The organism is Paenarthrobacter sp. NPDC057355 (assembly GCF_042667405.1).
Taxonomy (GTDB): domain Bacteria; phylum Actinomycetota; class Actinomycetes; order Actinomycetales; family Micrococcaceae; genus Arthrobacter.
In genome coordinates this window covers 415955-430139 of the sequence record NZ_JBHVAL010000001.1, presented here as the reverse complement: position 1 = coordinate 430139, position 14185 = coordinate 415955, and the positions used below count along the sequence as shown (strand labels likewise).

General features: G+C 64.5%; 11 protein-coding genes. 3 read left to right on the top strand and 8 right to left on the bottom strand.

Going from position 1 to position 14185, the window contains the following annotated elements:
* Positions 1 to 58: 58 nt before the first annotated feature.
* Positions 59 to 793, bottom strand: a complete 735-nt coding sequence (locus ACFUOZ_RS01975) for a M50 family metallopeptidase (RefSeq protein ID WP_377544172.1) — start codon at positions 791 to 793, stop codon at positions 59 to 61.
* Positions 790 to 1428 carry a TetR/AcrR family transcriptional regulator C-terminal domain-containing protein gene (locus tag ACFUOZ_RS01970; protein ID WP_377544170.1) on the bottom strand — a complete coding sequence of 213 codons (639 nt, stop codon included), beginning with the start codon at positions 1426 to 1428 and terminating at the stop codon, positions 790 to 792. The genes ACFUOZ_RS01975 and ACFUOZ_RS01970 overlap by 4 nt, the downstream gene beginning before the upstream one ends.
* 159 nt (positions 1429 to 1587) lie before the next feature.
* On the opposite strand from ACFUOZ_RS01970, the gene ACFUOZ_RS01965 reads away from it, so the two are divergent.
* On the top strand, positions 1588 to 3045 hold the full coding sequence (locus ACFUOZ_RS01965) for an APC family permease (protein ID WP_377544168.1): 1458 nt from the start codon (positions 1588 to 1590) through the stop codon (positions 3043 to 3045).
* Entirely contained in the window at positions 3035 to 4669 is a 1635-nt protein-coding gene (locus tag ACFUOZ_RS01960; protein ID WP_377544166.1) for an amidohydrolase, read from the top strand. Before ACFUOZ_RS01965 ends, ACFUOZ_RS01960 begins: the two co-directional genes overlap by 11 nt.
* Positions 4670 to 4673: 4 nt before the next feature.
* On the opposite strand, the gene hrpB is transcribed toward ACFUOZ_RS01960, so the two are convergent.
* The 6 genes from hrpB to ACFUOZ_RS01930 all read right to left on the bottom strand — a co-directional run bounded on the left by hrpB (position 4674) and on the right by ACFUOZ_RS01930 (position 12049).
* A complete protein-coding gene (gene hrpB / locus ACFUOZ_RS01955; RefSeq protein WP_377544164.1) occupies positions 4674 to 7277 on the bottom strand; it encodes an ATP-dependent helicase HrpB in 2604 nt (867 codons plus the stop codon).
* Positions 7278 to 7369: 92 nt separating this feature from the next.
* Positions 7370 to 8413 carry an NAD(P)-dependent alcohol dehydrogenase gene (locus tag ACFUOZ_RS01950; protein WP_377544162.1) on the bottom strand — a complete coding sequence of 348 codons (1044 nt, stop codon included), beginning with the start codon at positions 8411 to 8413 and terminating at the stop codon, positions 7370 to 7372.
* Between the two features lie 106 nt (positions 8414 to 8519).
* Positions 8520 to 9764, bottom strand: a complete 1245-nt coding sequence (locus tag ACFUOZ_RS01945; RefSeq protein ID WP_377544160.1) for an RNA polymerase sigma factor — start codon at positions 9762 to 9764, stop codon at positions 8520 to 8522.
* 36 nt (positions 9765 to 9800) lie between these two features.
* Positions 9801 to 10220, bottom strand: a complete 420-nt coding sequence (locus tag ACFUOZ_RS01940; protein ID WP_377544158.1) for a YciI family protein — start codon at positions 10218 to 10220, stop codon at positions 9801 to 9803.
* A gap of 175 nt (positions 10221 to 10395) precedes the next feature.
* Positions 10396 to 10953, bottom strand: coding sequence for a hypothetical protein (locus tag ACFUOZ_RS01935; protein WP_377544156.1), 558 nt, complete (start codon positions 10951 to 10953; stop codon positions 10396 to 10398).
* A 145-nt stretch (positions 10954 to 11098) separates the two neighbouring features.
* On the bottom strand, positions 11099 to 12049 hold the full coding sequence (locus tag ACFUOZ_RS01930) for a 5'-3' exonuclease H3TH domain-containing protein (protein ID WP_377544154.1): 951 nt from the start codon (positions 12047 to 12049) through the stop codon (positions 11099 to 11101).
* Positions 12050 to 12217: 168 nt separating this feature from the next.
* On the opposite strand from ACFUOZ_RS01930, the gene ACFUOZ_RS01925 reads away from it, so the two are divergent.
* Positions 12218 to 14149 carry an FAD-binding monooxygenase gene (locus ACFUOZ_RS01925; RefSeq protein WP_377544152.1) on the top strand — a complete coding sequence of 644 codons (1932 nt, stop codon included), beginning with the start codon at positions 12218 to 12220 and terminating at the stop codon, positions 14147 to 14149.
* Positions 14150 to 14185: the final 36 nt, after the last annotated feature.

Sequence of the window (14185 nt, the reverse complement as noted above, 5' to 3'; positions counted from 1 at the left end):
CGAATCGTTAACCAGATTGGACACCCTGAAGCGACCACGGGGCAAGGGCTTGGAGTCACTAAAGGCTGAGCATCCCCCACAGCAACCACGTCGATGCTAATACGCAGCCAGCGATGACGACCGTAAATCCGGAGAGCCAGACAAAGGCGGGCACTCCCGTGGTGCGGCCCAGGATGAAGGCGTCCGAGGCCGCCAGCCGCTGGCGGCGCTTCGTGTGGACGCCTGCGAGCTTGAGGAGGTCCCTGACACCTCCCACGGACAGTGCCACTCCCAGGGCCAACACCACATAATTGACGACTGTGGGCGTGGCGAAAAGGAGCAGCGCCTGTGCGATGACCGCACTGGCAACGGCCACCACTATCCCGGTGAAGTTTCGGAGGAAAACCAAGGACATCAGGAGAACCAGGGCACCCACCGACATGGCGGCACCCGAGCGCCCCGCACTGACTGCGGCAATCAGGCCGAATCCCACGACAGCCGGGGCCGGGTAGCCCCAGAAGCCGGACCACGCGGCCCCAAAAGAGCTCCGTCCGCTGCTGACCAGCCGCCCGGAGTGGTCAAGCCCAATGCGGAGTCCGTGGACGAACCTTCCCGTCATCAGCGCCGCGTAGGCGTGACCCAGTTCGTGGACAAACGTGACGTACAAACCGAACCATCGCCAGGTGGCGCGGGGAATGCTGAGGATCACGGCACAGACAAGGATGCCCAGCAGGACGGGCAAGGGGACCGCCGTGGTGTAACTCTGGGTGAAGCCGCGCACAACCGCGTCCCACCATGTTTGCAGCAGGTTCACTGCGCTGTGGTCCGAAGCGGGGAATCCGTGGTCCGAAGCCTGGAATGCAGGCCGGCGACAAGGATCTCCAAGCCGAGTTCGAAGGCAGCCTCGCCTCGCTCTTCGGCAGGCGCCGCATTGTCCAATGCGCTGCTGAGTGCCGGGAATCCTACCGCGGGCGGTGCCCAGACGACGTCGGGAGCGGCCAGGTCCAGCGCGAAGCCCAGCGCGAAGCTGTCGATGGTGGAGATTGCGGACAGCACGTCCCGGCCACGGAAGCCGGCAGCCTGCAGGGCCACGGCGAGGTTCTCGTAGAGGGCAAGGACCTGGTGGTCCTGCACGGTCTGCAGTACCAGAAGGGGCGCAAGCCTCGGGTGCCGGGCAAAGGCGTCCCGGTAGCTGCGCACAATGGTCCGAAGTGCAGCCTCCCAGTCCTGGTCGTCATGAAGCGTGTAGGGGCTCTCGGAGATGATGCGGCCACGCATGAGCTCAAGGATCTCTTCGCGTCCACTGACGTGGTTGTAGATGGACGATTGGCTGACGCCAATCCGCTTGGCCAGTTTGGGCAGGCTGAAGTCCCCTGCCTCGTCCACCAACTCCAGGGCGGCGGTAACGAGGGCGTCGACGGATATCAGCGGGACCAGCGGGCGTGCCATAGGGGGTTACTCCATTCACGGTTGATGTTACGACTCTAGCCAGAAGTTGGAGCCGAGGTATTGTGCCGCGGGTCACAAGGCCCTACGATAAACGAAAGCCTTTCGCTTATCTCCTCTTCTCCCCCTGAAAAACCTCCCCCACACCCCCATAGGATCCCCATGTCTGATCTGGAAACCCGACCCCCGGCTGCCGAAGCCGGAAATGGGCTGAAACGGAACGCCATCGGCACCGGCGGCATCGCCTTCCTGGTGATCTCCGCAGCAGCCCCCCTGACCGTCATGGCCGGCGTGGCCCCCGTAGCCATAGGAATCGGGGGCATTGGCGCCCCCATGGGCTATGTCATCGCCGGTGCAGTGCTGCTGGTTTTTGCCATTGCCTTCATGGCGATGACCAAGCACGTCAAAGCCGCCGGCGGCTTTTATACTTACATCACGCTGGCGATGGGCAAGACTGTCGGTCTTGCCTCGGCAATCCTGGCAATCGTCTCGTACAACTGCCTGCAGATCGGCGTTTACGGGCTCTTCGCCGTCCAGACCCAAGCCATGCTCCAGACCCTTTTCGGCTTGGACGTTCCCTGGCCCGTGGTGGCCCTGGCTGCCATTGCCGCTGTCTGGTTCCTTGGGTACCGCGGAATTGATGTCGGTGCCAAGGTCCTGGGCGTCCTGCTCATCGCCGAAACGGCGATCCTCGCCGTCATGGGCGTAGGAATCCTGACCCGCGGCGGGGCCGAGGGCATCAGCTTCGACTCCTTCTCCCCCGAGCACGCGTTCACGCCGGGCGTACTGGCCATCCTGGCCATCTGCTTCGCAGCATTCATGGGTTTCGAATCAACCGTGCTCTACCGGCGGGAAGCCCGCAACCCGGACAAGTCAGTCCCCCGGGCCACCTACATCGCGGTGGGACTCATGTCCGTTTTCTACGCCTTCATTGTCTGGACAGTCATCCAGGCTTACGGCAATGGAAACGTCGTAACTGCCGCCGGCGAACTTGCCGATGGGATGTTCTTCGCCACCATCAACCAGTACGTGGGCCCCTGGGCAGAAGTGGCCATGTACCTGATGATCGTTACCAGCGTGTATGCCTCGCAACTGGCCTTCCACAACGCCATCAACCGTTACGTCTACATGCTCGCCAAGGACGGCATCCTTCCCTCGTTCCTGGGCAGGACCCACCCGAAGTACAAGTCCCCGCACCGCGCAGGGCAGATCCAGACCGTCCTGGCCGCCGTCGTCATCCTCATCTGTGCCATTGCCAACGCCGACCCTTACAAGCACCTGTTGATCTGGGTCAACACGCCTGGAATCGTCGGCATCGTGGCCCTGCAGGGCCTGGTGTCGGTAGCCGCCTTCATGTACCTTCGCCGGAATCCCGGCGCCGTGACCAACCGACTGCTTGTTCCAGTCAGCATCGCCTCGGCCGTCCTGCTGTTCGGTGTGGTGGCATTGATCGCCATCAACATCGAACTCCTCACCTTCGCGGACGCCCTCACCAACACCATTCTGCTGGCTGTTACCCCCATCGTGTTCCTGGCGGGCCTGCTGATCGCCCGCCGCCTTCGGATTGCCCGCCCCAACGTCTTTGCCCGGATTGGAAGCTTTGAAACCCATGACTCCTGACCTCATCGTCCTCGCCGAAACCATCCATACACTGGATGACCACCACCGGGGCGAATCCACCCAGGCCGTCGCGGTCACTGACGGAACCATCACCGCCGTCGGGAGCCGTGAGGACGCGCAAGGCTGGCGCGGTTCCGGAACCCGCGTGGTGGACCTCGGCAGCGCGACTCTGACCCCGGGTTTGGTGGATTGCCACATCCACCCGGTGTTTGGCCTGGACCTTACCGTCGGCGTCGACCTTTCCGGCGCCTCAACGCTTGATGACGTCCGCTCGCTTCTCCGCTCGCAGGCAGGGAACGACGACGAGTGGCTGCGTGGGTGGGGCCTGAACCCGAACGCTTTCGGAACGGTGCCCCTGCACCGCAGCGTGCTCGATGACGTCGGCGGCGGCAAGCCGGCGCTGATCCGTTTGTTCGACGGTCATTCCGCGATCGCCAACAGCCGTGCGTTGGAGCTTGCAGGCGTGCACGGCAGGCACGAATTCGAGCAGGTTTCGGAAGTGGTGTGCGATGCGGACGGAGTTCCTACCGGCTTGCTGCTTGAAGCCGCTGCCATGGAACTGGTCCAACGCCACATCCCCCGGGAGTCCTTCGAGAGGCGCAAGGCCAGGCTGGGCGGGCTCCTCCGGGACTTCGCCAGGTCCGGACTCACCGGTGGCCACATCATGGACCACAGCGAGGAATCCTCCGAACTCTTCCGGGCGCTGGAGGCCGAGGGCGAACTGCCCCTGCGGCTGCGCTCTGCGCCCTGGTGCATGCCCGGCACCAACGAAGAGGATTGGAAAGAACTCGCGCGGAGCATCGGCACCGGTGGACGCCGCTGGTCCGTTGAGGCCATCAAACTTTTCGTCGACGGAACGGTGGACAACGGAACCGCCTGGCTCCACGAACCTGACCTCTATGGCGAATCCACTGCGTCCTTTTGGCCGCGGCCGGAGGAGTACTCAGCCGCTGTCCACTATTTCGCGGCCCGTGGGATCCCGACGGCGACGCACGCGATCGGCGACGCCGGGGTAAGCCATGTCCTCGATGCCCTGGAGTCCCTCCGCGGCAGGGTGCCGGCCGATGTCCTGCGCCGGACCGTGCACAGGATCGAGCACCTTGAGACGGTGCCGGACGAACTCGTGGCGCGCTTCAAGGGTTCGGGCGTCGTTGCAAGCATGCAACCGACCCATTGCACCCACTACTCATTGGCAGACCACAGTGACAACTGGTCCACCCGCTTGGGTACCGAGCGTGCCGACCGTGCGTGGCGGTGCCGGGACGTCCGTGAAGCAGGGGTGGTACTGGGCATTGGCTCGGATTGGCCGATTGCCCCGTTCCAGCCCTTGCCGATCATGGCGGATGCCCGTTTGCGGCGCCGTTCGGGACACCCCGGACTGGAACCGATTGCTCCCTCCCAGGCACTGACAGCGCTCCAGGCGCTGGAGGGATACACCTCCCACGCAGCCAAAGCCGCGGGATTGTGGGATGTCTCGGGGTCCATCACTGTAGGCAAGCGGGCTGACTTTACGGCCTTCGAACTGGACCCGCTCAGTGCAGCACCGGATGACTTCGCTGCGAGCAGCGTGCTGGCAACGTTCGTGGACGGGGAAATCCAGTTCCTCCTGGACCGGACGGCCTAGCTGCTCACATCCGGTTCTTGGTCCTGGCCGTGGCAGGCGCGGTCCAAGGGTCTTCGGGCCAGGGATGCTTGGGGTAGCGTCCACGCATCTCTGCCCGCACTTGGGAATAAGGCCCGGACCAAAATGACGTGAGATCGTCGGTCACGGCCAGCGGACGTCCGGCCGGGGACAACAAGTGGAAAAGAACGGGCACCCTGCCATCGACCAGCCGAGGCGTGCTGTCCCAGCCAAAACATTCCTGAAGTTTCACCGCCACAACGGGACGGCCGCCGTCGTCATCGACGTCCGGATAGTCAATGCGTACCTGGGATCCGCTGGGTACTTCGAGCCGTTCGGGCACAAGCGCTTCCAGGCGGCCGGCTTCCGGCCAGGGAAGCAGCCGGCGCAGCGGTTCGGCAAGACTGATGGCTGACGCAGCAGTTCCAGCAGCCATCGCCTCCAATTCCGGGGCGAACCATTCCTCCAGCCTGGACAACAAACCAGCGTCGGTCACATCCGGCCAGGGATCGCCGAGCTCCCGGCGAAGCAAGGCCATGCGACGACGCAGCGCATCAGCGGTGGGCGACCAGCTGAGCATGGAAAGTCCGTTTTTCGCAAGGGCCTCGGCCACCGCCTGGCGTGCGGACCCGATGCCGGCCCGGACCGGTGTGGAGGAAAGCACGATGGCGCCGAGCCTGCGTTCCTGGCGCGCCGTCACGCGCCCATTGTCAAAGGTTGCGTTGACCTGTCCGGTCAATAGTTGGGGGGCCGCGGCCGCTGCCAATTCCGCCGAGAGCGGCGCAGCCGAGCGAATCACCGCTCCTGTGCCGGCAGCGTCGCGTCCCTGGGCGCGCGACACCTCGGCAACTGCCAACCAATCATGCCCGGACAGCGGACTTCCAGCCGGGAGCCCGGCCCGCGTACCAGAGCTCAGCAAGTAGCTGGCCGGGCCATCGCCGGGAACGCGTTTGGCGATACGGTCCGGGAACGCCAGCGCAACCACGAAGCCAGGCGCTTCGCCCGGCGTGATCCGGTGGCGTCCCTCAAGAGGTACGACGGCGGCCGCCTCCTGCCCGGCGATGGAATCCAGCCGCTTCACGTCCTCCGCGAAGCGCCGGGCGGCGGGATCCGTTCCGGAACGCAGGATCGACAGGAGTTTGGTGATATCCGCCCCGGGTGCCCGCTGGTCGCCGGCAACCAGTGCCACCGTCTCAGCCGCAGCGCGCCTGCCAACAGCCGCAGATCCATCCAGCAGGGCCCGGGCAAGTCGAGGGTCTGCGGGGACGCGGGCCAATGCTTTGCCCATAGCGGTGGCGGTCCCGTCGCCGGTGACGGCGCCCAATTCCCTGAGCACCTCCACCGCCTCCGTCATGGCACCACCCGGCGGGGCGTCCGGCAACGTGAGTCCCCGGCCTCCGGGCGCACCCCAGCAGGCAAGAACCAGCGCAGCGCCCGTCAGGTCAGTGGCCAGGATCTCCGGGGTTTGATGCGCCGGGGCGGCAGCGAGGGCCCGTTGGTCATAGCACCGGACCACGACACCCGGTCCTTGGCGGGCGGCACGGCCGGCACGCTGGGCCGCCGAAGCTTGGGAGCAGGAAACGGCTACCAGGCCGGACATCCCGCGGGCCGCGTCGCGTCGCGGTTCGCGCGACAGCCCCGAGTCGATGACAAGCCGGACACCCGGGACGGTCAGCGAGGACTCGGCCAGGGACGTGGAGACGATGATGCGCGGCGCCCCTGAAGGTTCGCGGCCGGAAACTGCCCGGTCCTGCGCCGCCGGACCCACCTGGCCATGCAACTCAAGAACCTCAACGTTCCCTGAAACAAGCGTGCGGAGGCGGGAGGCGACGTCGGATACTTCACGGACACCGGGAAGGAAGACCAACGCATCCACGTCCGGGTTCGCAGCCAGGGCCGCCGCGTGGGCCGCCGCTGCGGACCGGGCGACGTGGTCCAGGAAGGAACGTGACACTCCTCGCTCGTCCAGGCGGTGTTCGCGGGCGGGGTGCCATTGAACGTCCAAGGGGTGGAGCGCTGAAGGGCAGTCGACGACGGGAGCCGGCCCGCCGTGGGCCGTGCCACCCAGTAAAGCGGCGAACCGCCGGGCGTCGAGCGTTGCGGACATGGCAACAAGCGTCAGGTCTCCGCGAAGCTCACGAACCTCCGCGAGCATGCCCACGAGAAGATCGGATTCGAGGCCCCTCTCGTGGACTTCGTCCAGGATAACCGCATGGACACCCTCCAGGCCTGGGTCCTTCAGCAGCCGGCGAAGGAGAATCCCCGGCGTGACAAACTCGACGATCGTCTGCGTGCTGGTCTTGTTCTCGCCCCGGACCGTGTAACCCACCCTGTCACCAAGGCGGCTGCCGTCCAAGGATGCGAGGCGACGCGCGGCGGAACGGGCGGCGACACGCCGGGGTTGGGTGACGACCACGCGGGGCTGACCGGACTGCCCTTGTTCGACGAGATTAGCCAGCAGCGGCGGTACCAAGGTGGTCTTCCCCGTACCGGGAGGGGCCTGCACGACCACCGCACCGCCGTCGCCCTGCTTGGTCAGTTGCGCTGCGAGATCTTCGATGGAACCGGCGAAGACCAGGCCCCGGCCGATTGTGTCCAGTCTGAAAGTCACCACACCATTGTCCCTGTTCCGGGATGCGCGAAGTCCGGGGAAACGAAAAGGCCGCGCCCCTTGAAGGGCGCGGCCATTCTGCTTGTTGAGCCTTAGCCGATGGTTGAGGCGTCGATGACGAAGCGGTAGCGGACGTCCGAGGCCAGGACGCGCTCGTAGGCGTCGTTGATCTTGCTGGCAGGAATGACCTCAATCTCGGCGCCGAGGCCATGCTCTGCGCAGAAGTCCAGCATTTCCTGCGTTTCGCGGATGCCGCCGATCATGGAACCGGCAAAGCGACGACGTCCACCGATCAACGCAAAAGCGTTCACGGGCAGCGGCTCGGCGGGTGCGCCGACATTGACAAGCGTTCCGTCCAACGTGAGCAACTGAAGGTAGGCGCTGATGTCGATGGATGCGCTCACCGTGTTGATGATCAGGTCGAAGGTACCGGCGAGCTGTTCAAAAGTGGCGGGATCGCTGGTCGCGTAATAGTGGTCGGCGCCGAGCTTGAGGCCGTCCTCCATTTTCTTCAGCGACTGCGAGAGGACCGTCACCTCGGCACCCATGGCGTGGGCGATCTTGACGCCCATGTGGCCCAAGCCGCCCAGACCGACGATGGCCACCTTCTTACCCGGACCGGCACCCCAGTGGTGCAGGGGGGAAAACGTCGTGATGCCGGCGCAGAGCAAAGGAGCGGCAACATCAAGGTCCAGCCCTTCCGGGATGGTCACCACGAAGTCTTCGTTTACCACAACATCGCTGGAGTATCCGCCCTGGGTGATGGTGCCGTCGCGGTCCACCGCGCCATAGGTGCCGACGTTGCCCTTGAGGCAGTACTGTTCCTCGCCGGCCAAGCAGTTCTTGCATTCCTTGCAGGAGTTCACCATGCAGCCGACGCCGACCCGGTCACCGACCTTGTGTTTGGTGACCGCCGAGCCAACCTCGGTTACGATGCCTGCAATCTCGTGGCCGGGGACCAGGGGGTACTGCTGGGGACCCCAGTCACCGCGAACAGTGTGGATGTCCGAATGGCAGATGCCCGCGAACTTGATGTCGATATGGACGTCGTTCGGGCCAACCTCGCGGCGTTCGATGGTGGTCAGGGTCAAATCGCCTGTGGCAGAGGGTGAAGCAAAAGCGGAAGCGGTAGGCATGTTTCTCCTGCGGGTTGGTACAAATCTGATATTTCCATCTAACACTGCCTGGCTGAACGTTAGGAGTTAATGCTGTTAGGGGTACTGGCAGGGACCCCCTTGCCACTCACAAAAGTGCGATCTTCCGTTCCAGCGCAGTCCTTTCGGCGGTGTTCGAACATAGGTCGAGTGCTGCCGTCCAGGCCTCCACCGCCTCCGCGCGACGACCCAGCCGGGCAAGCAATTCGCCCCTTACCGTTGGCAGAAGATGCGATCCCTCCAGCTCTCCCCTGCCCTGGAGCGAGTCGACGAGCTCCAAACCCGCAGCTGGACCGGAAGCCATGGCCAATGCGACCGCACGATTAAGCTCTACTACCGGTGACGGCGCAAGCGAACTTAGGGCCTCATACAGAATGGCAATCCGCTCCCAATCCGTCTCCGCCGCCGTCCGCGCCAGCGCATGGCATTCGGCAATGGACGCCTGCAGTCCGTAGGCACCCAGTCCCCGCCCGGACGCAATCGCCGTCGAAAGTGCCGCCCGGCCGCGCCGGATCGCTGGCTGGTCCCAGCGGCGTCGATCCTGGTCCTCGAGGAGGACGGGATTCCCGGCAGCGTCGAGCCTGGCAGGGAAGCGGGCAGCCGTCAGCTCCATCAAGGCCAGCAGCCCGAAGACTTCGGGTTCCGGAGTCAGCCGGACAAGGACGCGGACAAGCCGCCTGGCTTCGGCAGCGAGCTCCGTCCTCATCCAGGAATCCCCCGCTGAGGCAAATGACCCCTCATTGAAGACGAGGTAGAGCACCTGGAGCACGGATCCCAGCCGCTGGGGAATTTCACGGTGCTCCGGAACGGCAAAAGGTATGTGGGCTGCTGCCAGGGTCTTCTTGGCCCGCGTGATGCGGGCCTGGACGGTGGGAACGGGAATAAGGAACGCCTTGGCTATTTCGTCGGTGCCCATGCCCCCTACGACCTTCAAAGTCAGGGCAATACGTGCTTCCTTGGACAGCACCGGATGGCAGGAAATGAACATCAGTGCAAGGACGTCGTCGTCGATCGCGTCGGGGTTGAACAGCGCGTCCGTGCCGGGGTCCTCCTCGGAAAGACCGTGGGCCAACAGCGCGTACTTTTCGTCCTGGACCGACCGCCTCCGGAATGTATCGATGGCTCTGCGCTTACCTGCTGTCATCAGCCAACCCGCGGGCTCGCGCGGGATGCCGTTGACTGACCATGAGACGATCGCTTCCGCGAGTGCCTCCTGGGCAAGGTCCTCAGCAAGGGCGAAGTCACCCGTGTAGCGGACAAGGGCGCCGACGATGCGGGCAGATTCACTGCGCCATACCGCTTCGACGGCGGCCCTTGCCTCGTTGCTGCTCACTTCCGCTGCCGTTGGCTACGCCAAGCCGCCGGATGCTTAGAGTTGTCCGGTCTGCTCACGCCAGGCGCGTTCCTTCTGAATCCACTCGTTGTCCTGCGGGAACTCATCGATGCTGGTGACGCGGCGGATCTCGGTCTTGGTGCCGGCCGTCATGGGCGCCCTCTTGGCCCATTCCACGGCTTCCTGCTTGGAGGCGACGTCGAGGATGTAGAAGCCGCCGAAGAGTTCCTTCGTCTCTCCGTAGGGGCCGTCCGTGACAACCGGGGTTTCACCCGTGAAGTCCACCACCACCGTTTCTTTGGCGTCCTCCAGGCCCTCGGCGGCGAGGAGCACCCCTGCCCGGATCAGTTCGTCGTTGAATTTGCCCATGGCTTCAAGGACGTCGTTGAAGTCGATGTTCTCGAACTTGGCGTAGGAATCGTCATCTGCCCGCATGATCAACATGTACTTTGCCATCTGGATCAATCTCCTGTGTCGTGGAAAGCCGCTCTTCGACCTTCTCACCCTTAGGTCGAACAGTGCGAGGACAAATCGACAACGCGTGCGAAAATCTTTTCGCGGGCAACGCAAAGGATCCCCTGGACGATTCCAAGGGATCCTTCATGTTCGCCCAAAGACGGGGCAGTGACGGCTAGCGGCCGCCTCCACCAATAACTCCGGCCTCAACGGCCTTGGTCACGGCATCAGCCTCTGCCTGGGTGAGTTTTCCGTCCGTCACGGCCTTGTCCAGCCGGGTCTTGAGGGCTGCGGCACGTTCGGCCTGGCCCTCGGAGCGGATTTCCTGCAATGCGGCGGTGACCTTGGCTTCGTCAACGCCGAGTGCGGATGCGAGCGACTTGGCCAATGCAGCCTCATGCGCCGATGGGTCCGGCTTGGTGCCCTCGGTTCCCTCGGTCGGAGGTGTGGTCGGCTTGTTCGCTTCACGGAAGGCCTTCAGGGCCTCGGACACCTTGGTCTCGTCGACTCCGAGCTTCGTCGCCAGCTCCTGCGCGATCTTTCCGCCGTCACGCCCGTGCCCGTGCCCGCCCGGCTTTCCGGCGTGGTCCGATGGCGCGGTGGCATCGGCAGAGGATGTGGCGCTCGGCGTTGGCGTCGTGGCAGCTGTGGCCATGCTGGTCACACCCAGTCCGGCGCCCAAGGCCAGCGCTCCGGCTGCGACGCTAAGGGTAACTCTCTTGGTTCTCGACATGTACCTCTCCTCGATCCGTTGCTACGGGTGTTGTCTGCGGGACGGCCAGTACACCGTCCTCCTAACACGTTGAGGGACCAACCCCAGACTTGGCTGTCCGAAAGCTATGACGAGGCTGTGAATCCAGCCGAGCCAGTCGGCGAACTCAGCCGATACGGTCCAACGCGTCCAGAAGCCTGCTGACAGAGCCGCCCAGGTTCCATTCGGTGGCCAGCCGCTCCAGCTCGGCGCGCGCTTCGCCCGTGACGGGGCCCAAGTGGGCGCCTGCCTCCTCGAGGGTCGGCACCTTCAGGTCACGGACGACATTGACGACGGCGGGCGCAACCTTCAGGTAGTCCGCCGCGCCTGACAGTTTGGCGCGGATGGAAGCCGACAACCCGCCGTCGGGATCTTCTGCCGCCTCCAGCAGCCCTTCCAGCGAGCCGTGCTCCCCAAGCAGGGCGGCCGCCGTCTTTTCCCCTATGCCGGCAACCCCGGGGAGCCCATCGGAGGCGTCTCCCCGGAGGATTGCGAAGTCCGCGTACTGCTGGGGCAGGACCCTGTATTTGCCAACAACGACGACGTCGGTGACCACTTCGAGATTCTTCATCCCCCGCGCTGTGTAGATCACCCGTATGTCGCGCTGGTCATCCACGAGCTGGAAGAGATCCCGGTCGCCCGTCACCACATCGGCAGGGATCGGCGCAAGGCTGGCGTAGGTGCCCACCACGTCATCGGCCTCGTGCTGGTCCACGCCAACCACGGCTATCCCGGCAAGATCCAGGACTTTGCGGATCATGGGGATCTGCGCCTCGAGCGGGTCGGGGACTTCTTCGACGTCGGGACCGTTGGGCACGATCTCCGCAACGCGGTGCGCCTTGTAGCTGGGGATCAGGTCAACACGCCACTGCGGCCGCCAGTCGTTGTCCCAGCAGGCCACCAAGTGTGTGGCCTCGTAATCGGTCACGAGGCGGGCAATCATGTCCATCAAGCCACGCACTGCGTTGACCGGAGTCCCATCGGCGCGCTTGATGGAATCGGGTACCCCGTAGAAGGCACGGAAGTACAGGGAGGCAGTATCGAGGAGCATCAGTCGCGGCATACCTGATCCTGACATGCGATGGATCAAATGCGCAGGAACCACGGGCGATTCGGGGAGAAGCTACCGGGACGGCTTGAACCCGGACTGTGAGCCGCATTACGATATAACGAGCGATAATAGAACATGCTGTTCTATTATCGAACAAGATGGTTTCAATAGCCCACAAAGAAGTGAGGAAAGCCCGTGCAGTTCCACCACCACGGTTATGTTTCAGGTGACCCGCGGGTCGAGCCCGCCGCCGGCGTCGGAATCAACCGGCCGGCCGGGCTCCCGGACGAAGTCGACGTCCTCATCGTGGGCACCGGCCCTGCAGGGATGTTGACGGCCGCCCAGTTGTCGCAGTTCCCGGGAGTAACCACCCGCATCATCGAGCGTCGTCCGGGCCGCTTGGCGATTGGCCAGGCTGACGGCATCCAGGCCCGCAGCGTCGAGACGTTCCAGGCATTCGGATTCGCAGAGCGGATCACCGCCGAGGCCTACCGCATCACAGAGATGGCCTTCTGGAAGCCGGACCCGGCCGATCACACGAAGATTGTCCGGGCCGCCCGTGCCGTGGACGACCCGGCCGGTATCAGCGAATTCCCCCACCTGATCGTTAACCAGGCCCGCGTGCTCGACTACTTCGCAGAGTTCATGGCCAACTCCCCCACACGCATGGTCCCGGACTACGGATACGAGTTCGTGGGCTTGAAGGTCACCGGCGAGGGCGAATACCCCGTGGAGGTGACCGTCCTTCACACCTCCGGCGCGGTGGAAGGCCAGCAGCGGGTTATCCGGGCCAAGTACGTCGTTGGCGCGGACGGCGCACGAAGCAAGGTCCGCGAGTCCATTGGCTGCCATCTGGCCGGGGACCAGGCCAACCACGCGTGGGGCGTCATGGACGTCCTGGCAGTGACGGACTTCCCGGACATCCGCACCAAGTGCGCCATCCAGTCCGGCTCCGGTGGCAGCATCCTCCTGATTCCCCGCGAGGGCGGGCACCTGTTCCGGATGTACGTTGATCTGGGTGAGGTCGCTGCCGATGACCACGGCGCGGTGCGCAAGACCACCATTGAGCAGATCATCGCCAAGGCCAACGACATCCTCCACCCCTATACCCTGGATGTCCGCAACGTGGCATGGCACAGCGTGTACGAAGTCGGGCACCGGCTTACGGACAGGTTCGACGACGTCCTGCCGGACGAACGCGGCACGCGCACCCCTCGGGTGTTCATCACCGGCGACGCCTGCCACACCCACTCGGCCAAGGCCGGGCAAGGCATGAACGTCTCCATGCAGGACGGCTTCAACATCGGCTGGAAACTCGGCCACGTCCTCGAAGGCCGGTCCCCGGAATCCCTGCTGGACAGCTACTCCGCCGAACGCCAGGTCGTGGCGAAAAACCTCATCGACTTCGACAAGGAATGGTCCACCCTCATGGCCAAGAAGCCCGAGGAATTCAAGGACCCCACCGAACTGGAAACCTTCTACACCAGCACCGCGGAGTTCCCCGCCGGGTTCATGACCCAGTACGCCCCCTCGATGCTCGTTGCCGAAGCAACCCACCAGGACCTCGCCACCGGTTTCCCCGTAGGCAAACGCTTCAAATCAGCACCCGTCCAGCGGGTCTGCGACACCAACCCCATGCACCTGGGCCACCACGCCAAAGCCGACGGACGCTGGCGGATCTACGTCTTCGCAGACGCCAATCCCGCAGGTGCCCCCGGTGCCGTGGAGGACCTGGCCCAGTGGCTGGAAACCGCACCCGACTCCCCACTGGGCGCAACGCCGTCGAGCCTTGACCGCGATGCCTGGTTCGACGTCAAGGTGATCTACCAGCAAGACCACACCGGAGTGGACATCAACGCCGTCCCCGCGGTCTTCAAACCCACCGTCGGACCCTTCAAACTCACCTACCTCGAAAAAGTATTCGGCACCGACCCCGGCAACGACATCTTCGAGGCCCGCGGCCTCAGCCGCGACGGCGCCATCGTCGTGGTGCGCCCGGACCAGTACGTCGCCAACGTCCTGCCCCTGACAGCAACAGCAGAACTCGGCGAATTTTTCGCGCGGCTGCTTTCCGCGGAGCGCCCCGGAAAAGAGGCCCTGGCCGACCTGGTGGGCAACCAGGCCTGATTTCGCGGGACAGGCCGGGGCACCGTTCGAGGGTTC